At 56.4% G+C, this 19,262-nt stretch carries 23 protein-coding genes; all 23 read left to right on the plus strand.

What is annotated here, in order from left to right:
* Positions 1-341: 341 nt before the first annotated feature.
* Positions 342-1,013 carry a DUF502 domain-containing protein gene (locus tag AXF19_RS07095; RefSeq protein ID WP_066846895.1) on the plus strand — a complete coding sequence of 224 codons (672 nt, stop codon included), beginning with the start codon at positions 342-344 and terminating at the stop codon, positions 1,011-1,013.
* Positions 1,014-1,745: a DNA repair protein RecO gene (recO, locus tag AXF19_RS07100; RefSeq protein WP_066846896.1), complete on the plus strand. Its 732-nt coding sequence runs from the start codon at positions 1,014-1,016 to the stop codon at positions 1,743-1,745. It begins immediately after the preceding gene.
* Positions 1,746-1,894: 149 nt separating this feature from the next.
* Positions 1,895-2,095, plus strand: coding sequence for a flagellar FlbD family protein (locus tag AXF19_RS07105; RefSeq protein WP_009438920.1), 201 nt, complete (start codon positions 1,895-1,897; stop codon positions 2,093-2,095).
* A 120-nt stretch (positions 2,096-2,215) separates the two neighbouring features.
* Entirely contained in the window at positions 2,216-2,737 is a 522-nt protein-coding gene (locus AXF19_RS07110; RefSeq protein WP_066846899.1) for a flagellar basal body-associated FliL family protein, read from the plus strand.
* A gap of 39 nt (positions 2,738-2,776) precedes the next feature.
* Entirely contained in the window at positions 2,777-3,778 is a 1,002-nt protein-coding gene (gene fliM / locus AXF19_RS07115; RefSeq protein ID WP_066846903.1) for a flagellar motor switch protein FliM, read from the plus strand.
* Positions 3,771-4,964 (plus strand): flagellar motor switch phosphatase FliY, encoded by a 1,194-nt coding sequence (gene fliY, locus AXF19_RS07120; RefSeq protein WP_066846906.1) that lies wholly within the window; start codon positions 3,771-3,773, stop codon positions 4,962-4,964. Before fliM ends, fliY begins: the two co-directional genes overlap by 8 nt.
* 159 nt (positions 4,965-5,123) lie before the next feature.
* Positions 5,124-5,486: a response regulator gene (locus tag AXF19_RS07125; RefSeq protein WP_006692844.1), complete on the plus strand. Its 363-nt coding sequence runs from the start codon at positions 5,124-5,126 to the stop codon at positions 5,484-5,486.
* Entirely contained in the window at positions 5,486-5,998 is a 513-nt protein-coding gene (locus AXF19_RS07130) for a FliO/MopB family protein (protein WP_066846907.1), read from the plus strand. Before AXF19_RS07125 ends, AXF19_RS07130 begins: the two co-directional genes overlap by 1 nt.
* Positions 5,999-6,027: 29 nt before the next feature.
* Positions 6,028-6,780: a flagellar type III secretion system pore protein FliP gene (fliP, locus tag AXF19_RS07135; protein ID WP_066846908.1), complete on the plus strand. Its 753-nt coding sequence runs from the start codon at positions 6,028-6,030 to the stop codon at positions 6,778-6,780.
* 15 nt (positions 6,781-6,795) lie between these two features.
* Positions 6,796-7,065, plus strand: coding sequence for a flagellar biosynthesis protein FliQ (gene fliQ, locus AXF19_RS07140; RefSeq protein ID WP_066846910.1), 270 nt, complete (start codon positions 6,796-6,798; stop codon positions 7,063-7,065).
* A 15-nt stretch (positions 7,066-7,080) separates the two neighbouring features.
* A complete protein-coding gene (fliR, locus tag AXF19_RS07145; RefSeq protein ID WP_066846912.1) occupies positions 7,081-7,863 on the plus strand; it encodes a flagellar biosynthetic protein FliR in 783 nt (260 codons plus the stop codon).
* Positions 7,826-8,947, plus strand: coding sequence for a flagellar biosynthesis protein FlhB (gene flhB / locus AXF19_RS07150; RefSeq protein ID WP_066846914.1), 1,122 nt, complete (start codon positions 7,826-7,828; stop codon positions 8,945-8,947). The genes fliR and flhB overlap by 38 nt, the downstream gene beginning before the upstream one ends.
* 167 nt (positions 8,948-9,114) lie before the next feature.
* Positions 9,115-11,199 carry a flagellar biosynthesis protein FlhA gene (gene flhA, locus AXF19_RS07155; RefSeq protein WP_066846917.1) on the plus strand — a complete coding sequence of 695 codons (2,085 nt, stop codon included), beginning with the start codon at positions 9,115-9,117 and terminating at the stop codon, positions 11,197-11,199.
* Positions 11,200-12,588 carry a flagellar biosynthesis protein FlhF gene (gene flhF, locus AXF19_RS07160; RefSeq protein WP_066846920.1) on the plus strand — a complete coding sequence of 463 codons (1,389 nt, stop codon included), beginning with the start codon at positions 11,200-11,202 and terminating at the stop codon, positions 12,586-12,588. It abuts the gene before it with no gap.
* 1 nt (position 12,589) lies between these two features.
* The gene (locus AXF19_RS07165) at positions 12,590-13,477 is read left to right on the plus strand and encodes a MinD/ParA family protein (RefSeq protein WP_066846922.1); all 888 of its coding nucleotides are present in this window, start codon (positions 12,590-12,592) and stop codon (positions 13,475-13,477) included.
* Positions 13,478-13,501: 24 nt separating this feature from the next.
* Positions 13,502-14,194: a flagellar brake protein gene (locus AXF19_RS07170; protein WP_066846923.1), complete on the plus strand. Its 693-nt coding sequence runs from the start codon at positions 13,502-13,504 to the stop codon at positions 14,192-14,194.
* Positions 14,187-14,807, plus strand: coding sequence for a CheB methylesterase domain-containing protein (locus AXF19_RS07175; protein WP_066846924.1), 621 nt, complete (start codon positions 14,187-14,189; stop codon positions 14,805-14,807). Before AXF19_RS07170 ends, AXF19_RS07175 begins: the two co-directional genes overlap by 8 nt.
* Before the next feature lie 18 nt (positions 14,808-14,825).
* Positions 14,826-16,883 carry a chemotaxis protein CheA gene (locus AXF19_RS07180; RefSeq protein ID WP_066846925.1) on the plus strand — a complete coding sequence of 686 codons (2,058 nt, stop codon included), beginning with the start codon at positions 14,826-14,828 and terminating at the stop codon, positions 16,881-16,883.
* Between the two features lie 19 nt (positions 16,884-16,902).
* Positions 16,903-17,370, plus strand: coding sequence for a chemotaxis protein CheW (locus AXF19_RS07185; RefSeq protein ID WP_066846928.1), 468 nt, complete (start codon positions 16,903-16,905; stop codon positions 17,368-17,370).
* A 45-nt stretch (positions 17,371-17,415) separates the two neighbouring features.
* Positions 17,416-18,039, plus strand: a complete 624-nt coding sequence (locus tag AXF19_RS07190; protein ID WP_066846932.1) for a chemotaxis protein CheC — start codon at positions 17,416-17,418, stop codon at positions 18,037-18,039.
* A gap of 1 nt (position 18,040) precedes the next feature.
* Positions 18,041-18,526, plus strand: coding sequence for a chemotaxis protein CheD (locus tag AXF19_RS07195; RefSeq protein WP_066846935.1), 486 nt, complete (start codon positions 18,041-18,043; stop codon positions 18,524-18,526).
* Between the two features lie 16 nt (positions 18,527-18,542).
* On the plus strand, positions 18,543-18,926 hold the full coding sequence (locus AXF19_RS07200; RefSeq protein WP_066846937.1) for a hypothetical protein: 384 nt from the start codon (positions 18,543-18,545) through the stop codon (positions 18,924-18,926).
* 33 nt (positions 18,927-18,959) lie between these two features.
* A partial coding sequence (locus AXF19_RS15295) for a sigma factor (protein ID WP_268271674.1) occupies positions 18,960-19,262 on the plus strand: 303 nt, incomplete at its 3' end.

Below are 19,262 nucleotides of genomic sequence, written 5' to 3' on the forward strand. Positions count from 1 at the left end.
GAGAAAAGCGTTCGACTCGCCCCCTGCGGATTTCTTTCGTTCAAGCGAAGCGCGTTTAAGAAGTCCGCAGGTATTAGGGAATCACGAACTCAATGATGCCGTTCAGATTGGTGCAGATTTTTCGTCCTGTCAAGAAGATAAACCGCAGGCATAGCGGTGGCTATGCTGAGGATTTATCGACGCAGAGAGGGCGGAAAAGATGTGCCAAGATGAATGGCTGAATGAGTCCGTGATTCCCTCAGCGAACGAGAACGCGACCGCTTGCGTAACTAAGTGTTTGCGTGGAGTTCGCACGGGGCACTCCATTTATCATAGAACCTAAAAAAGGGGGGGGACAGGAGATGACGCTGCGGCTGAACAAGCTCTATCGGCGCACGATGAAGCAGGTCTCACGGAGTTTTGTGAACGGGTTGCTCGTCCTCGTGCCCGTCATCATCACGCTGCTCGTCATCGAGTGGACGCTGCGCTTCACGGAGGGCGTGCTCGGGCAGTATCTGCCCTTTTATTTTCCGGGAATGGGCATCATCACGCTCGTTCTCGTGATCTACGCTGTCGGCTGGGCGTCGACGAACTGGGCGCTCGCAAAGCTCATTGCGTTCGGCGAGAACATGATTGGCACGATCCCGTTCGTGAAGTTCATCTACACGAGTGTGAAGCGGCTCTCCGAAGCCGTGCTCGACTCGAGCAGCAATTTCAAGCGCGTTGTCCACGTGCCCTATCAGGGCGCGCGTGCACTCGGCTTCGTCATGGCGGATCTGCCGCCGCGCTTCCAGGCGGCGATGGGCGGCGGCTATATCTGCGTCTTCGTCCCGTGGAGCCTCAATATGACCTCGGGGACGACCCTGCTCGTCAAGGAGGAGGACGCGGTGACGATCGACATCCCAAAGGAGGAGGCGCTGCAGTATATGCTTACGGCGGGCGCCGTCATGCCGCTTGCTGAGCGGAAAAAGAAGTCCCTGCCGAAAAAATCCGCGCAGTCTCCCGCCGACGGCGTGCAGGAGGCGGAAGACTAGATGGCGCTCTACGGGGCAGAGGGCATTGTCCTCGGTGCGCGCAGCTGGGGCGAGGCGGATAAGGTCATGACGATCTTCACGCGCGAGCGCGGGCTCCTGCGCGCCGCAGCGTTCGGCTGCCGACGCCCGCGGAGTCCGCTTGCGGGCGCAATGCAGATGTTCGTGCACGCCGAGCTGCAATTCGCCGAGGGGGGACGCATCGAGACCGTCAAGACGGCGAGCGTGCGTGCCCATCACGCAAAGCTCTCGCTCGACCTCACGGCGCTCGCCTATGCGACCTTTGTCGCGGAGGTCATCCGCGAATTTATGCCCGAGGGCATTGCGGATGAGGCGTTCTTTGATCGTCTCTCTGCGATCCTCACGGCGTTCGAGACGCGCAATCCACGCGTCACGGCGCTCGCCGCCGTCCTGCAGACGCTCGCGGCGGCGGGTCTCGAGCAGAGCTATGAACGCTGCCTGCACTGCGGCACTCCGATCGAGGGGGATGCCTTCTTCCACGCGCAGGAGAACGGCGTTCTCTGCGCGGACTGCCGCACGGAGGACAGTGCAGATTTTTCGGGGGAGCTGCGTACGCTCCTCACTGGGCTCGAGCAGCTCGACTGGGAGAACCCGCCCGCCTTGCAGTTGCGCGGCGGGACGCTCATGATGGCGGAGTCGCTCGTGCTCGCGCATGTGCGGGAACTCGTTGGTCATCCGCTGCGCTCGCTGTCATTTTTATCCCAGCTCGGGTAATTTTTTGTGAAAAATTTAAGCTATGATGAAAAAATAGTCCTAAAAAAAAAGGAAAAGTGATGATGACGGCGAAAGTATATCAGGTAATCATATGCACGTAATTTTTGCTGCGCGCAGAAAACGGGAAGGGAATGGAGGGAAAGCCTGTCATGATTATGCTGACGAAGTTCAACTCCAAGACGAACAAAAAAGGAGAGTTCGTCCTCAATGCGGAGATCATTGAGAGCATCGAGGAGACGCCGGATACGGTCGTTACGCTGACCAACGGCAAGAAGCTGATCGTCGAGGAGCCGATGGAGGAGATTGTGCGCCGCACCATCAAGTATCGGCGTGCACTTCATCAAAATTAGTTGGCGAAATTCCATTCCTTTGGTATAATAGGAGGAACGGTCTTCCTCTTCGTGGCAAGGGAGTGCCTGTGTGTGGAGCCGCTGCGGCTTCGTGGTCATTTTTAGGGAGGGAATAAACTCATGGCGGAGGAAAAGGAAGAACAGGCGGCTGAACAGCCAAAGCAGAAATCGCCCATGCTCATGATGATTGTCGTGGTCATTGTGGCGGTTCTTGTCGCAGTGGCAGCGGCCGGAGGCATCTCGTACTACATCTTCTCGCAGGCGGAGACGCCTTCGCGTGCGGACGATGGCGGCGGGAGCAGATCAAATCACGATCCGGGCGTGTTCTACAAGCTTGGCGATCCGAAGGAAGGCATCCTCGTCAATGTCGGCGGCGGGCGTTCCGGCAAGTTCCTCAAGGCGGGCATCGTTCTTGAGCTGAACCCCGGGAAATCGGACAATGTTGTGGACGGCAAGGTCGGTTCGGTCGCGGAGACGAAGATCCTCGATACGACGATGCAGTTCCTGCGTGCCGCACCGCTCGAGGAGTTCGATGCATCCAAGCAGGATGAACTGAAAAAGCAGCTGAAGGACGCGCTGAATGAACGTCTGGGTCAGGGCTCTGTTTATGATGTTTACATCACGAGCTTCCTGCTGCAGTAAGCACGATGAATCACTGCACAATGGGAAGGGGGAAGAGTCTTGGCTGAGGACGTACTGTCTCAATCTGAAATAGATAAGCTGCTCTCGGCTCTTTCAGATGGCTCGGTTTCCGCCGAGGAAGTCAAGGCGGAAGAAGAGGAACGCAAGGTCAAGGTCTATGACTTTAAGCGGCCGGATCGGTTCTCAAAGGATCAGATCCGCACGCTCTTCATGCTGCATGAGAGCTTTTCGCGTCTTCTGAACACATATCTGTCGGCAACTCTGCGTACCATGGTCGAGATCGAGGTGTTGTCAGTCGAGCAGCTAACCTATCAGGAGTTCGTTCAGTCCATGGCGAATCCATCGGTCATTGGGATTCTCGCGCTGCCGCCGCTGAAGGGGAACATCATTGTCGAGGTCAACACGGATGTGGCGTTTGCCTATATCGACCGCGTCTTCGGCGGAGAAGGGAAATCCGGCCTTAAGTCGCGCGCGCTAACCGACATTGAGACGGCGGTCATGCGCCGTTTCATCGATACGGTGACCAATTATTTCAAGGAAGCATGGAGCAATGTGGTGGAGTTCCGTCCGAACTTCGAGACGATGGAAACGAATCCGCAGTTCGCACAGATCGTACCGCCCAGTGACATGGTCGTGCTCGTCACGATTCACATCAAAATGGGCGAGGTCGACGGCATGATGAACATCTGCATTCCCTATCTGGTGCTCGAGCCGGTCATGTCGAAGCTCACCACGTCGTTCTGGGTGGCATCCTCCGTGGATAAGGAGAGTTCGCCCGAGCAGGTGGCGGAGCTGCAGCGCAAGATTGAACGGACACGGGTGCCGTTTACGGTGGAACTTGGTACGGTCGATATTACGATCCACGAGTTCCTGACACTTGGGTTTGGGGATGTGCTCCAACTGGACACGCTGGCGAAGGATGAACTCGTCTGCTACGTTGGTTCCAATGCGAAGTTCCGCGCGCATCCGGGGACATCCGGAAAACGCATGGCTGTGCAAATATCCGGCATTATAGAAGGAGATGACGACGCGAATGAGTGATGATATGATCTCGCAGGAGGAGATTGATGCCCTCCTAAGCGGTGGAGCGGGCGGCGATGACTCGTCTGCCGATGAAGCCGCCCCCGCGGCCGACTCATCTTCCGGCAGCGATGACGCCGGCATTACCGATCTGGAACGCGACGCACTCGGGGAAATCGGCAATATCTCGATGGGCGGCGCCGCGACGACGCTCTCCGTCCTCCTTGGACGCAAGGTGTCGATCACAACGCCGACGGTGTCGGTGTCCAATCTGCGCACGCTCAAGGAAAAGTATCCGCTTCCCTTCCTCGTGGTGGAGGTCGGTTACAGTGTTGGGATTGAGGGCAATAATGTCCTCTGTATCCAGGCGAAGGATGCTGCGATCATCGCCGATCTGATGATGGGCAATGACGGCACGAATCCCGATGCGGAGCTGAGCGAACTCCATATGAGTGCGGTCAGCGAGTGCATGAACCAGATGATGGGCAGCGTTGCAACCTCGCTTTCCTCAATGTTCAGCAAGAAGGTGGATATTACCCCACCCGTGGTCACACTCGTCGATCTCGGGACGGAGGAGGTCGTATCCAAGCTTCTCGACAAGGTCGATCCGATCATTCAGGCATCGTTCCGCATGGAGGTGGACGGTCTCATCGACAGTGAGATCATGCAGCTCCTGCCGCTCGACGTCGCAAGGGATATGGTCGACGCACTGATGAATCAGCAGCCGGATGTCGATAATGAGGAAGAAGCTGTCGTGGCAGCCGCCGCACCGCCTCCTCCCCCAGCTGCAGCGCCTGCACCGGCAGCGCCGTCGGCTCCCGCAGCAGCTGCTGCACCTGCAAACTATGGATATGGAGCACCGCCTATGCAGCCACATGTCGCGTCGAATGTGCCGGTACAGTCTGCTCAGTTTACACCGCTGAGCTCCGCTCCGGTACAGGTCAATGATGCAAATATCGGTCTTATTCTCGACGTACCGCTTCAGGTCAACGTGGAACTTGGTCGGACGAAGAAGTCGATCAAGGATATCCTCGATCTGACAAAGGGATCGATCGTGGAATTGGATAAACTTGCCGGCGAACCCGTGGATATCATGGTCAACGGCAAGTATCTGGCGAAGGGTGAGGTTGTCGTCATCGACGAGAACTTCGGCGTTCGTATCACAGAGATTGTCAGCCCGCTGGAGCGTGCTGCACGCCTTCAGTAACGGAAGGTAATGGAACTTTTGGGTGTGGTGTAGAAAATCCTTGTCACAGAGGGCAGATTTCGTTATAATGAGTAACGATGAAAAAAGCACATACTTTGTGTGCGCGTTTAATGCCCTTTGGAATAGGGATGTTCTATCGAATTAAGGAGAGATGAGAATATGGCAACTCGCGTTCTGGTCGTTGATGATGCAGCATTTATGCGAATGATGGTGAAGGACATCCTGTCGAAGAACGGCTACGAAATTGTCGGCGAGGCTGAGAACGGCATGAAGGCACTTGAGAAGTATCAGGAGCTCAAGCCGGATCTCGTGACGATGGATATCACGATGCCTGAGATGGACGGCATCACTGCTGTCAAGGAGATCAAGAAGGTCGATCCCGCTGCAAAGGTTGTTATGTGCAGCGCTATGGGACAGCAGGCGATGGTTATCGAGGCAATTCAGGCAGGCGCGCGCGACTTCATCGTGAAGCCGTTCCAGGCGGATCGTGTGCTGGAGGCCATCCGCAAAGCCGTCGGCTGATGAACGGACGGATAGTTTCGCTGTCCCTGTGGCTCGGATGTCTTCTTCTTTTTGTGTGCATGGGAGATGTATCTGCCGCAGGTGAGACGGGCGGCGGATATTTAGCCGGATATGAAGAGGCTGACCCGCGTCCGTCGGCCGTGTCATGGTGGTCGACGGTCGCCTATGTGGTCAGCCTTTTTGCTGTCTTTGCATTCGTGGTCATTCTGGCGTATGTTGTGGCACGCGCCTTTGGCAAGAACTCCATGCAGAGACTCGCCGAACGCGGGGGACAGGTCTATCTGCAGCTGCCGCTCGGACCGAATCGCTCGGTCTGTGTTGTGGAGCTGTTTGGGCGTGTCTTCGTACTCGGGGTGACGGATGCGAACATTCACCTGATTACGGAGATCGATGATCCGGAGACGGTGGAGGAGATTCGTAGTGCAGCGCCCTCTGGGGGAGGCGTCTTTCAGGAGCAGTTCGGTTCTCTGTCGGATTTTGTTCAGAAGATACCGCCGCTTTTCCGTAAGTGAAGGCGGCTAAGAGAAATGGGGGGACGGGGTTGGAGCGCAAAATGCTTGTGTTGGGGAGTGCGGCGCTCCTCCTGCTGCTGGGAATGGGTCATGCGGGGGCTGCGCCCCTGATTCCTTCGGTGAGTGTGGATGTGGGGACAGCGGAGAATCCGCAGCAAGTGGCGACTACAATGCAGCTGCTTGCAGTGCTGACGATTGTGTCCCTTGCACCTGCCATTCTCGTGATGACGACATCCTTTGTCCGCATTGTTGTGGTCATCGGCTTTTTGCGCAATGCATTATCGACGCAGAATGTGCCGCCGAATCAGGTCGTCATTGCACTCTCGCTCTTTCTGTCATTCTATATCATGGCACCCTACTGGGGACAGGCGAATGAGAATGGCATACAGCCCTATCTTGCGGGACAGATTTCGCAGGAGCAGGCGCTGGATAATATTGTCGCCCCCATGCGTGAGTTCATGTTCCGCCAGACGCGGGAATCCGATCTCGCGCTCTTTGTCAACCTCTCGGAAGCACCGCGTCCGGAGGGACCGGAGGATGTCTCGACCTTTACCCTCATCCCCGCATTTATCATCAGTGAGCTCAAGACAGCGTTTCAGATCGGCTTCATGATCTACATTCCGTTCATCGTGATCGATATGATTGTCGCAAGTACCCTCATGTCGATGGGTATGATGATGCTGCCGCCGGTCATGATCTCCCTGCCGTTCAAGATTCTCCTGTTTGTTATGGTTGATGGGTGGCATCTGCTGATCCAGTCGCTCATCATGAGTTTCCGTTAGCGGGGAGGCAGAGCGATGTCCGGAGATTTGGTCATCCAGCTTGCCCAGGAGGCGCTCTTCATCGTTCTTCTGGTCTCTGCTCCCATGCTGGGACTTGGGCTGATTGTCGGTCTTTTGGTGGCGGTCTTTCAGGCGACCACCTCAATTCAGGAGCAGACACTCGCGTTCATCCCGAAGATCATTGCGGTCTTTGTTGCAATCCTGATCTTCGGTCCGTGGATGCTACGCATCATGGTCGAGTACGTGACCAATGTGTTTGTCAATCTGCCGCAGTATCTGCGCTGAGGGGGGCGGCAGTGCATGGATTTGTATGAACTGCTGCAGGGGCATATAGCGGTATTTCTGCTGATGCTCACACGCATCAGCGGGATCTTTCTCGTGTCCCCGTTCTTTGGCAGTATGAATATCTCGGCGTATTTCCGCGTCGGTTTGGCACTTGCAATGACAATCGTACTCTTTCCGGTCATTGATGGGCTGGGCGCACCTGTTGTTCCTGAGACGATCATCATGTTTGCTGTCGCTGCAATCGGTGAACTCTTTATCGGCTGGCTGATCGGCTTTGTGGCATATATCTCCTTTGCTGCGATTACAATGGCGGGCAAGGTCATGGATATGCAGGTGGGATTTGCCATTGTCAATGTTGTGGATCCGACTTCCGGTCAGCAGATACCGCTCATCGGAAGTTTTCTTTATAATTTGGCGATTATCATCCTGCTCGTCACAAACGGGCATCACATGATTATCGCCGCCCTCATGGAGAGTTTTCGCGTCGTGCCGATCGCCGGGATCGAGCCGAATATCTCAATAGCGCTCCTGATTGCGAACTTCACAAATGGTATTTTTCTCACGGGCATGAAGATTGCAATGCCGATTACCTTTGCGATTCTCCTCACGAATGTAGGGCTTGGAATTCTGGCACGTACAATGCCGCAGATGAATATCTTTGTCGTCGGCATCCCGATGCAGCTGATGATTGGTATCACCGTGCTGTCGATGGTCATTCCGTTCTATGTCCTGTTTTTGGATGTGCTGTTCAATGAAATGTATGGAAATATATCACTTGCAGTGCGAGCCCTCCAATAGTCCGCCGTTTGTCTTTGATCTCCAGCGCTTTGCGGGGGAAAAGACAGAGGAACCAACGGCGAAGAAACGCGCCGATGCGCGCAAGAAAGGACAGGTTGCGCGCAGTCAGGAGGTCAACAGCGCCTTCGTTCTGCTCATCGGATTCTTCGGGCTAAAATTGCTCTGGGACTCGATCTACGTATCGATTGCGACCTATACGACCTATGTGTTCAGCAATCTGAACCAGACGGTGGATACGGAGAACATTCTCCGCATCTTTATCGGCATTGTCCTCGTTCTTGCAAAAACAGCGTTTCCCATCATGGTTTTCATCATGATTATCGGCCTTGCGATCAACTTCTTCCAGGTAGGGCTGAACTTCAATACAGAATCCATTGAGTTCAAGCTGGACAAGCTCAACCCGATCAACGGATTCGGGCGCATCTTTTCGAAGCGCTCTCTTGTGGAGCTGGTGAAGTCCTTCTTTAAGATTCTCGTGATTGGCTTCTTTCTCTATCGGTTCATTCACGAGCAGATCCTTGCAATGCCGCAGTTCATGTTCTTCGATCTGACGACGAGCCTCGCACTGGTCGCGGAGATCATCTTTCAGATGTCGTTCATCGTCATCGGGGTCATCATGATTATGGCGTTCATGGATTTTGGCTACCAGAAATGGCAGACGACGCAGGATCTCAAGATGTCGAAGCAGGAAGTCAAAGATGAGATGAAGCAGACGGAGGGCGACCCGCAGATCAAGGGCAAGATTCGCCAGAAGCAGCGGCAGATGGCGATGGCACGCATGATGAAGGAAGTTCCAAAGGCGGATGTTATCATCACAAACCCGACCCACTATGCCGTGGCACTCGCCTATGAGCAGGGAATGATTGCGCCGTCCGTGATTGCCAAGGGGCAGGATCTCGTTGCACAGCGCATCAAGGAGATCGGACGCGAGGCACACGTGCCGATCATTGAGAACAAGCCGCTCGCGCGTACGCTCTATGCCACCGTTGAGGTGGGGAACTCCGTGCCGCAGGAACTCTATCAGGCGGTCGCCGAGGTGCTTGCATACGTCTACCGTCTGAAGCATGGGCGGCGCGGTGCATGAGATTACGTTATTATTGATTGTCTTGATTCGTTGGAATTGGTCTGAATTTGGCGCATCTATGACAAAAGTCTCGATTGGCGTTTGACGTACTTGTAATATTTGATATAATATTGAGAGGACGAACGGCATATTCGTCCGCCTAAGGGAATGAGGGAGTGAGTGAGAGCATGGCAGCACCGCAGTCCGGCAGTGTAAATCCCCTTGCATCCGGCAATCTCATACAACGATACAGTGATGTCCTGATCGCCGTTGCCATTGTGACAATCGTCATCATGATGATTATCCCCCTGCCAACGATTATCTTGGATGTTCTTATCTGCTTGAATATTACGATTGCATTGCTCGTTGTGATGTCGGCAATCTACAATGTGGAGGCGCTCGACCTATCGGTCTTTCCTTCGCTGCTGCTGATTACGACTCTGTTTCGGCTGGCTCTGAATATCTCCTCGACACGTCTGATCCTCCTCAATGGCTATGCCGGGGAGGTTATTACTGCGTTTGGCAACTTTGTTGTCGGCGGTAATGCGGTGGTCGGCTTCATCGTGTTCGTCATCCTCGTCATTGTCAACTTCATTGTTATCACGAAGGGCTCGGAGCGCGTGGCTGAGGTCTCGGCGCGCTTCACACTCGACGCGATGCCCGGTAAGCAGATGGCGATTGACGCCGACCTCAATCAGGGTGCGATCACGGATGCGGAGGCGAAGCGGCGCCGCGAGAAGGTGCAGCGTGAGTCGGATTTCTTCGGCGCAATGGACGGTGCCTCGAAGTTTGTCAAGGGAGATGCAATCGCCGCGATTGTCATTATGATTATCAACATCGGCGGTGGCTTTGTCATCGGCATGCTGCAGCGTGATATGGATGCAGCACAGGCGCTGCAGACCTATACGCTGCTGACGGTCGGTGAAGGTTTGGTCGCACAGATTCCGGCGCTGCTCATCTCTACGGCAACCGGTATCATTGTCACGCGTTCGGCGGCAGAGGGGAACCTTGGCGGCGATCTCGTGAAGCAGCTCTTCCGCAATGCGCGCATCTTTATGATCCTCACGGGCGTGCTCCTCTTCCTCGCTGTCATGCCGGGGTTGCCGGGCGTTCCGTTCACGGCGCTCGCTGCGGTCTGCGGTCTGATTGCATGGAATCTGCAGCGCGGTCAGGCGGTGGAGCAGGAGGTGCAGCAGGTCGAGCAGAAGGCAAAGGCGAAGAAGGAGGCGACGACGCCCGAGAATATCGTGTCGCTCCTGCAGGTCGACCCGATGGAGCTCGAGATCGGCTACAGCCTCATCCCGCTCGTCGATACGGGGCAGGGCGGCGACCTGCTCGACCGCATCGTCATGATCCGGCGGCAGTGTGCGCTCGAACTCGGTCTCGTCGTGCCGACCATCCGCATCCGCGACAATATACAGATCAAGCCGAATGCGTATATCATCAAGCTCAAGGGCATTGAGATCGCACGCGGTGAGCTCATGCTCGATCACTATCTTGCGATGAACTCGGGAACGGTGTTCGAGGAGGTGCCGGGCATTGAGACGACGGAGCCGGCATTCGGTCTGCCCGCGCTCTGGATCTCGGAGAACGAGCGCGAGCAGGCGGAGCTGAACGGCTATACCGTGGTCGACGCGGTCTCCGTGCTCGCGACGCATCTCACGGAGATCATCAAGCAGCATGCGGCTGAGATCCTCGGGCGTCAGGAGACGCAGAACCTCCTCGACAATCTCCATAAGAGCAATGGCGCGCTTGTGGACGAGGTTGTCCCGAACCTGCTCAGTGTGGGCGAGATACAGAAGGTGCTTGCCAATCTCCTGAGCGAGCGCATCTCGATCCGCGACATGAGTACGATCCTCGAGGTGCTCGCCGACTATGGCACAGCGACGAAGGATACGGACATCCTGACGGAATATGTGCGTCATGCGATGGCGCGGCATATCACGCAGCAGAACGTACAGAACGGAGTGCTCCCGTGCATCACGCTCGACCCTGCGATTGAGAACAAGATTGCGGGCAGTGTGCAGCGCACGGAGCACGGCTCCTACGTCAGCCTCGACCCCGAGTCCATGCAGAAGCTCCTGCTGGCGCTGGAAGAGGAACTCAAGAAGCTGACGAATCAGGGCTATCAGCCCATCGTGCTCACGAGTCCGACCGTGCGACCCTATTTCCGCAATCTCGTGGAGCGCTCCATTCCGGGGCTGATTGTGCTCTCACATGCGGAGATTGAGCAAAATGTTGAAATCCAGATCCTTGGGGTGGTGAGAATCTAAGTGCAGGTCCGAACGGTGCGTGCCTCCTCCGTGAAGGAAGCCATGGAACAGATCAAGGACGAGCTCGGCAGCGATGCCGTCCTCCTCCATACAAAGAAATATCGTGAGGGCGGTGTGCTTGGCGGTGCGGAGATGATCGAGGTGACGGCTGCGGTCGACGAGACGCAGACGCGCGTGCCGCATGTGCCGTCGGCGTACGTGCCGCCTGCCGCGCCGATTCTGCCGTCCAATGTGCTGAATCAGTATCGGATGACGGGCACTTCTGCAGAGGGGGCGGCACCCATGCCGCCGCAGGGGATGCAGGCATATGAGACCTACGGGGGCGAATTGGGGGCAGAGGCGTATGCTGCACCTGCCGCCTCGGTCTATCCCGCGGAGGTGTATGCTGCGGCTGCTCCGACGGCTACACCTGCCCCTGTGCCTCCTACGACGCCGGTCTACGATGCAGCACCCGAAGCCGTTCCGCCCGCGCCTGCAGCGGCGGAATCTGACGCAGCGGAAGCTCCCGTAGCGCAGGAGGATGAGCGTGCGGCGGAGCGGATCAGACTCCTCGAGGATGAGCTCGCGCAGATGAAGACGATGCTCGCCTCCATGATGGCGGCGAATCAGCCGAAGGAAACCATCTCCATACAGGATGCGCTGCGTCGTCAGGATGTGCGTGCCGAACTCTGCGAGGAGCTGTCCGGGAAGATTCCCGTTGCAGATGTGAATCTCGACAGTCTCGACCCGCGTGCCGCGCGTGTCCTTTCCGGCTACCTCGCGCAGGTGATGCAGTTCACGGACGGACTGAAGGTGGGCACACACGGTTCCCGCGTCGTTGCCTTTATCGGGACGACGGGGGTCGGCAAGACGACGACGCTTGCCAAGGTGGCGGCGCATTTCGTCTTGGAGCAAAATCTGAAGGGCGCGCTCATCACCGCAGACACCTACCGCATTTCGGCGGTGGAACAGCTGAAAAAATACGCTGAAATTCTGGGGCTCCCCGTGGAGGTCGTCTACTCCGCAGCCGATCTCAGAAAGGCAATCGCACGCCACCGCAGCAAGGATTTCGTCCTCGTTGATACGGCGGGGCGCAGTCAGTATAATGAGTTTCAGATGGATGAGCTGAAGGAACTGCTCGCTGCGCACCCGCGCATGGAGAAGCATCTCGTCGTCAGCGCGACCACGAAGGAAGAGGATGCGGCGGAGATCATGAAGCGCTTCTCCGTGTGCAAGCCGGATCGCATGATCTTCACGAAGATGGATGAGACGCGGACAATCGGCATGGTGCTCAACCTGCTTGCGGGCAGCGAGCTCCCGCTCTCCTTCCTGTCGAACGGTCAGAGTGTGCCGGATGACATCATTCCGGCGACGGCGGATCGGCTCGCGGAGCTCTTATTGAGGAGATGACATGACAGATCAGGCAACGCGGCTGCGTCAGATGGTCGGCTCCGAGACGACGACCGTGTCCGCGCTCTCTCCTGCCCAGGCCGAGGCGTGGGGCGCTGTACGCGTGATTGCAATCACGAGCGGCAAGGGAGGGGTCGGGAAAACCAACCTTGCCGTCAATCTTGCGATCTCTCTGCAACGCAGGGGGTGTCGTGTTCTTGTGATCGATGCCGATCTCGGCATGGCGAATGTGGATATCCTGCTCGGGACGGCCTCACGCAAGCATCTGCTCGACCTCCTTCAGCCGCAGGTCTCGTTGGATGATGTCATCGCCCGGACCCCGCACGGCATCGAGTATATCTCGGGTGGCTCAGGGATTGAAAAGGCGCTTGAATACGATCATGCAGAGAAGCTGTTGCTCCGGCAAAAACTTGCGGACTGCGCCGCGCGTGCCGACCTGATCCTTGTGGATACGGGCGCGGGTCTTGGGCGCAATGTCATGGACTTCATCCTAGCCGCAGATGAAGTGCTGCTCGTAACGACACCGGAGCCGACCTCACTCACGGATGCCTACGCTGTGATGAAGGCATACAGTATCTATGCCGCACAGAAAAATCTCAGACTTATCATCAATCGTGTATACGAGGCGAAGGAGAGCCGAGAAGTTGCGCAGAAGCTCCAGCGTGCGGCAGAAAAATTCCTGCACATGCCCGTGGACTGTCTCGGCTATGTATTCGAGGATACGGCGGTGACGAAGGCCGTGCGGCGTCAGACACCGCTCCTCAAGAGCGCGCCGGATGCAGCGGCAGCACGCTGTATTGATGCCTTGGCAGAGGCGTTGCTCACGGGCGGCGAAATGAATGTGAAACGCGGTTGGAAAGGTTTTTTACAGCAAATTTTTAAGTTTTAAGCGTACCCAAGGAGGATATTTTAGATGGCGGGCGAATTGGTACAGGCAAGGGGTGTTTTATCAATCGGGCAGAGGCTGGAAATATATTTTGAAAACAGCGAGGAGGGAGCCGCCGGCTATACGAGTCGTATAGAGGACATTATCGGTGACGAACTCGTTGTAGCCATGCCGCTTGATGAGCGCCGCGTCCCGGTGATCCCGCATACCGGAGAGAATCTCTACGTGCTTGCCGGCGGAGACGGGTGTCACTATCGCTTCTTCAGCGTGCACCGCAGTCATGGACGGCATGAAGGGCGGATTCCCGTTCTTCATATTTCCCTTCCCGAGGTCGCGGAACGCTTTCAAAAGCGTGGTCTTTTCCGCATCAGGGTGAATCTCACTGCAACGGTGCGACTCGTTGACCGCGAAGGGAAGATTGATGCGCCCAAGCGTGTGCCCGTTGTGGATCTCAGCGGCAGCGGTCTTGCGTTCGTATGGCCGAAGTCGGTGCCGCTCGATTCGGAGGCGGCGCTCGAGATCAATGACCTCCCCGGCATTGGGACGATTGAACTCATGACGCACGTCATGCGATGCACGCGCATTGAACGTGAGGAGGATGTGCCGATCTATCACATTGGTGTTCAGTTTCAATCGATTTCGCGCAGCATTAGGGATAAGATCATCCGCTATTTGTTCCAGGTGCAGCGTGCACAGGTGGAGCGCGTAAAAGATGAGTGACACAGCAAAGACTACGTCTGCAGTTGACAGCAAGGGCGCACTGTGTACGCGGATTGTTGTCATCGGATCGTCGACGGGAGGTCCGCAGGCACTGCAGACGGTCATTACAGGGCTCTCGGAGCATTTTCCCTGCCCTGTTGTTGTCGTGCAGCACATGCCGGCGGGGTTTACGAATGCACTCGCAGGGCGCCTGCACAGCGTTGCACAGGTGAATGTGCGGGAGGCACGGGACGGGGAACTGCTCGAACCTGGTTGCGTCTATATCGCACCGGGGAGCTATCACCTGCGCATTCTGCATGAATCCGGCGTGCGGCGGATTGCGCTCAGCGATGAACCGCCCGTTGGCAACCACCGTCCTGCAGTCAATGTGATGTACGACTCCGTCGCCCATTTGGGAAAGGATGTTGTTGCCGTGATCCTCACGGGGATGGGCAATGACGGGCGCGAAGGGATGCGCAAAATTAAGGAAAATGGCGGCTACTGCATTGCGCAGGATGAAGCAACCTGTGTCGTCTACGGAATGCCAAAATCCGTAATCGACGCGGGGCTGGCCGATGAGATATGCCCATTACCGCAGATTGCAAGCGCGATCGAGGCGGCTGTGAGAAGATAGGAAATAGGGGGAGTATCAATGGATAACCAGTATATGGATATGTTCCTGGATGAGTCGCATGAGCATCTGCAGTCTCTCAATGAAGGTCTGTTGCGTCTCGAGGAGAACATGGAGGAGATTGATGCCGTCAACGACATCTTCCGCAATGCGCATACGCTCAAGGGTATGTCCGCAACGATGGGATTTGCCAAGATTGCAGAACTCACGCATGAGATGGAGGACGTGCTGGATCTCGTTCGTAAGAGCCAGCTGAAACTCAACGAGGACATTATGGACACCCTGTTCAAATGTCTGGACTCGCTTGAGCAGATGGTGGACAGTGTCGGCAACGGCGAGGCAGAGGATGTCGTTGATGTCTCCGACCTCGTGGCAAAGCTGAGCTCCATCTCCAAGGGTACTCCTGCGCCTGCTGCGGCACCTGCTGCAGCTGCCCCTGCCGGTGCGGCTGCGCCGACCGGCGCAGCTGACGGGACGGATCTCGAACTTGATGATATCGATCTCGATGTTATGAAGAAGGCGAAAGAAGCCGGCATGAACTTGTTCCATGTCAAGGTTACCCTGATGGAGACCTGCGTGCTCAAGGCAGCACGCTCCGTCATGGTCATGCACGCGCTGGATGAGGTCGGCGATGTCATCAAGAGCATCCCGCCTGCCGAAGATCTCGAGCAGGAGAAGTTCGAGCGCAGCTTTGACGTGCTCATTGCTACGAGCAGCGATGCCGAGGCCGTGCAGAACGCTGTGGATACAGTCTCCGAGATCGAGGACATCGCGGTAAACGCCATTGATCCTGACAAGGTCGGCAAAGAGGCGGCTCCTGCACCTGCGGCAGCGCCCGCTGCACCTGCGGTGTCTACGGCAAAGCCCGCAGCCCCTGCGGCCAAAAAGGAGTCTGCAAAGCCGGCTGCCGCTCCTGCAAAGAAGCAGCATCAGAGCCAGAGCGTCCGCGTCGATATCGAAAAACTCGACACGCTCATGAACCTCATGGGCGAGTTGGTTATCAATAAAGTGCGTCTCGAGCAGATCGGCCAGACGCACCGCATGAGTGATCTCATGGAGACGCTCGAGCAGATGGATCGTGTGACGGGCGATCTGCAGAACATCGTCATGAAGGTGCGCATGGTTCCGGTCAGCGCCGTATTCAACCGTTTCCCGCGCATGGTGCGCGACGTGTCGAAGGAGCTCGGCAAGGACATCAACCTCACGATCGAGGGCGAGGAGACAGAGCTTGACCGTACCGTTATCGACGAGATCGGCGATCCGATCATGCATCTCTTGCGCAATTCGCTCGACCACGGTGTCGAGAGCCCCGACAAGCGCGAGGCAAAGGGCAAGTCGCGCGTTGGTGAGGTCGGACTTATCGCGCGTCACGAGGGCAACAACGTCGTCATCATGATTACGGATGACGGCGCTGGCATCGATGCGGACAAGATTCGCCGTAAGGCAGTCGAGAAGGGGATGATCTCGCAGGACGAGGCAGACCGTCTCGACGATGCGGACGCCGTGCGCCTCATCTTCCTGCCGGGCTTCTCCACGGCGGAGCAGATCACGGACATCTCCGGACGTGGCGTCGGCATGGACGTTGTGCGCAGCAAGATCGAGGCGCTCTCCGGACACGTCGACGTGGAGACGCATATCGACGAGGGCTCCGTCTTCAAGATCAAACTGCCGCTCACACTCGCAATTATCCAGGCGATGCTTGTGCAGGTGCAGGAGGAGATGTATGCCATCCCGCTTGGCTCCATCGACAGCACGATCAACATCGAACCCACGGATATTCAGACCGTCCAGAACAAGGAGGTCATCGTCCTGCGCGGGGAGATCATCCCGATTATCCGCATGGAGGAGGCGCTCCAGGTGCCGCATACAAAGGACTCCGACGAACTCTTTGTCGTTGTCGTCCATGCGGGCGAGGCGAAGGCGGGCATTGTCGTCGACAATCTGATTGGCCAGCAGGAAATCGTTATCAAGACGCTCGGCAATCTCTTCGCCGGACTCAAGCTCTTCGGCGGAGCGACCGTTCTCGGCGACGGCAAGGTTGCACTGATTCTCGATGTCGCGACGATGATACAGCAGTAAGCAGGGGAGGGCAAAGAAGATGGCAGAGGATATGAATCAGGGAAATGCGCCGCAGAACTCGCAGTATGTGGCATTTAATCTTCGCGATGAAGAATACGGCGTCAGCATTCTGAACGTGCAGGAGATCCGCAATTTGACGGATATCACGCGTGTTCCGTTTGCGGCGGACTTTATCAAGGGCGTCATCAATCTGCGCGGTTCGGTGCTCCCCGTCATCGATCTCAAGCAGCGCCTCGGGCTCGCGGAGACACCGTATACCGATCGCACGCGCATTGTCACGGTCTCCGTCGAGGATGTTCACGTCGGCATGCTCGTCGATGCGGTGACGGAGGTTCTGAGCCTCGAGAATGCACCCGTTGATACGAAGAAGGCGACGAATGCGCGCGAGAGCAGCAAATTCCTCAGCGGCATTGGCAACATCAACGGCAGACTTATTGTCCTCCTCAATCTGGAGGAAATCGTGGGACTGCCGAAGGAAGCAAAATAAGGGAAGAGATTCCCTATGATTGCCCCGTGGTGAGAGGTAGAGTTAATGAGTGTAGATGAGAATCTGACAGAACTGTCAGAGCTGCAGCTGGATGTGCTTAGAGAGATCGGGAATGTCGGTGCGGGGAACTCCGCAACGGCACTTTCCCGTCTCATTCAGCGTCGTATTGAGATGAATGTGCCCCATGTGGCACTCGTTCCAATTGAAGATGTACCGGAATTTGTCGGCGGACCGGAACTGGTTGTCGTCGGTATTTTCCTGCGCGTTTACGGCAAGGCTCCAAGCAACATTCTCTTCCTCATCCCGCGCGAGAGTGCCTTTGCACTTGTGGACACGCTGCTCGGACGGGAGCGCGGGGAGACGACAGAGCTCGATACCATGGATGAATCGGCTCTGATGGAGATCGGCAACATCCTTGCCGGTTCCTATCTGAATGCGTTCTACACATTTACGGGCATGAGTATGCTGCCGTCGATTCCTGCACTTGCCGTGGATATGGCAGGTGCTATTCTCAATGTCGTTTTGGTTCAGCTCGGCGAGATGGGAGATCATGCGCTTCTCATCGAGACAAATTTTGTTGCGGAGGATCGGAGCATCAACGGACATTTCTTTCTTGTCCCGGATCCCGGGTCTCTTGGCACCATTATGAATGCGGTAGGAGTTGGATGATATGCCGGATTTGATAAAAGTCGGTATGGCCGACTACAAAGTCGGCGCAGCTCCGTCCACACTCATCAGCTACGGACTGGGCTCCTGTATCGGGCTTTCCCTTTATGATCCCCAGGCAAAGGTGGGGGGACTTCTCCACTATATGCTGCCGGACAGCAAACAGGCGCGCCCCTCGGACACACCTGCAAAATTTATCGACACGGGATTTCCGCTGATGCTCGCGGATGTTCTGAGACTTGGCGCCGTCAAATCCCGTCTTGTTGCGAAGATTGCCGGCGGAGCCCAAATGTTCGCGTTCTCGAATACAACGAGCGTCATGCGCGTGGGCGAACGCAATGCACAGGCGGCGAAGGAGCTGCTTGCCCAGAACGGCATCCGTCTCATCGCGGAGGATACCGGACTCAACTATGGGCGTACGGTGTCGATTGATCTCAATGATGGAACATATACGGTGAAGACGGTCAGCAAGGGCGATAAGACAATATAGAAAGGCAGGTGGACTCGTGTTCAAACTCGGTATGGCGCTCATATTCTCCGTGATCGCTGCACTCATTGTATTTATTACGGGCATGCTTGGCGATGCGCGTGTGACGACAGCTCTCCTGCGCAGCCTTGTTGCTTTTCTATGTGCAGGACTGTTCACCTATCTCGTTGTCTTCATCCTGGAGGCGAAGGGCTGGGCTGCCTTTGACAAAGAGCCTGCTGAGCGCATGCAGGATATGCAGACGCAGCTCTATGATCCCGATGAAATTGATTTTGATGCCGTCGAGAATGGGGAGAAGGCAGCAGAGGAGTTCGCTGCACCAACAAACTTCCAGCCACTCTCGGAGGATTCCTTTGTCCATATGAGGACGCCGGATGGGGAGAGCGCGCCGGCCACGGCGTAAGCAGTGCAGCGGGAATGAGAGGAGATGAGTGCAATGACGGCACAGCCGGCAGAAGATATCGATGCCCTGTGGCGGGCGTATGAGACGGAAAAGACCGTTGACGTACGCAACCGGATCGCCGAGCACTATCTTCCCCTTGTCCGCCTTGTTGCCGGGCGCATTGCAATCAGTCTCCCGCAGCATGTTGACCGTGAGGATCTCCTCAGCAGCGGATTCTTCGGCCTCTTGGATGCGATTGAGCGCTACGAGCTCGCGCGCGGCAATAAATTTGAGACCTATGCCGGTGTGCGTGTCCGAGGTGCTATGCTCGATCATCTGCGTGCAAAGGACTGGATT

Source organism: Selenomonas sp. oral taxon 126 (assembly GCF_001683335.1).
GTDB lineage: Bacteria > Bacillota > Negativicutes > Selenomonadales > Selenomonadaceae > Centipeda.

What these genes read in the sequence shown, in the direction of transcription:
- AXF19_RS07095 (WP_066846895.1), top strand. Translation starts at nt 342, where the DNA reads ATGACGCTGCGGCTGAACAAGCTCTATCGGCGCACGATGAAGCAGGTC.
- recO (WP_066846896.1), top strand. Translation starts at nt 1,014, where the DNA reads ATGGCGCTCTACGGGGCAGAGGGCATTGTCCTCGGTGCGCGCAGCTGG.
- AXF19_RS07105 (WP_009438920.1), top strand. Translation starts at nt 1,895, where the DNA reads ATGATTATGCTGACGAAGTTCAACTCCAAGACGAACAAAAAAGGAGAG.
- AXF19_RS07110 (WP_066846899.1), top strand. Translation starts at nt 2,216, where the DNA reads ATGGCGGAGGAAAAGGAAGAACAGGCGGCTGAACAGCCAAAGCAGAAA.
- fliY (WP_066846906.1), top strand. Translation starts at nt 3,771, where the DNA reads ATGAGTGATGATATGATCTCGCAGGAGGAGATTGATGCCCTCCTAAGC.
- AXF19_RS07125 (WP_006692844.1), top strand. Translation starts at nt 5,124, where the DNA reads ATGGCAACTCGCGTTCTGGTCGTTGATGATGCAGCATTTATGCGAATG.
- AXF19_RS07130 (WP_066846907.1), top strand. Translation starts at nt 5,486, where the DNA reads ATGAACGGACGGATAGTTTCGCTGTCCCTGTGGCTCGGATGTCTTCTT.
- fliQ (WP_066846910.1), top strand. Translation starts at nt 6,796, where the DNA reads ATGTCCGGAGATTTGGTCATCCAGCTTGCCCAGGAGGCGCTCTTCATC.
- fliR (WP_066846912.1), top strand. Translation starts at nt 7,081, where the DNA reads ATGGATTTGTATGAACTGCTGCAGGGGCATATAGCGGTATTTCTGCTG.
- flhB (WP_066846914.1), top strand. Translation starts at nt 7,826, where the DNA reads ATGGAAATATATCACTTGCAGTGCGAGCCCTCCAATAGTCCGCCGTTT.
- flhA (WP_066846917.1), top strand. Translation starts at nt 9,115, where the DNA reads ATGGCAGCACCGCAGTCCGGCAGTGTAAATCCCCTTGCATCCGGCAAT.
- AXF19_RS07165 (WP_066846922.1), top strand. Translation starts at nt 12,590, where the DNA reads ATGACAGATCAGGCAACGCGGCTGCGTCAGATGGTCGGCTCCGAGACG.
- AXF19_RS07170 (WP_066846923.1), top strand. Translation starts at nt 13,502, where the DNA reads ATGGCGGGCGAATTGGTACAGGCAAGGGGTGTTTTATCAATCGGGCAG.
- AXF19_RS07175 (WP_066846924.1), top strand. Translation starts at nt 14,187, where the DNA reads ATGAGTGACACAGCAAAGACTACGTCTGCAGTTGACAGCAAGGGCGCA.
- AXF19_RS07180 (WP_066846925.1), top strand. Translation starts at nt 14,826, where the DNA reads ATGGATAACCAGTATATGGATATGTTCCTGGATGAGTCGCATGAGCAT.
- AXF19_RS07185 (WP_066846928.1), top strand. Translation starts at nt 16,903, where the DNA reads ATGGCAGAGGATATGAATCAGGGAAATGCGCCGCAGAACTCGCAGTAT.
- AXF19_RS07190 (WP_066846932.1), top strand. Translation starts at nt 17,416, where the DNA reads ATGAGTGTAGATGAGAATCTGACAGAACTGTCAGAGCTGCAGCTGGAT.
- AXF19_RS07195 (WP_066846935.1), top strand. Translation starts at nt 18,041, where the DNA reads ATGCCGGATTTGATAAAAGTCGGTATGGCCGACTACAAAGTCGGCGCA.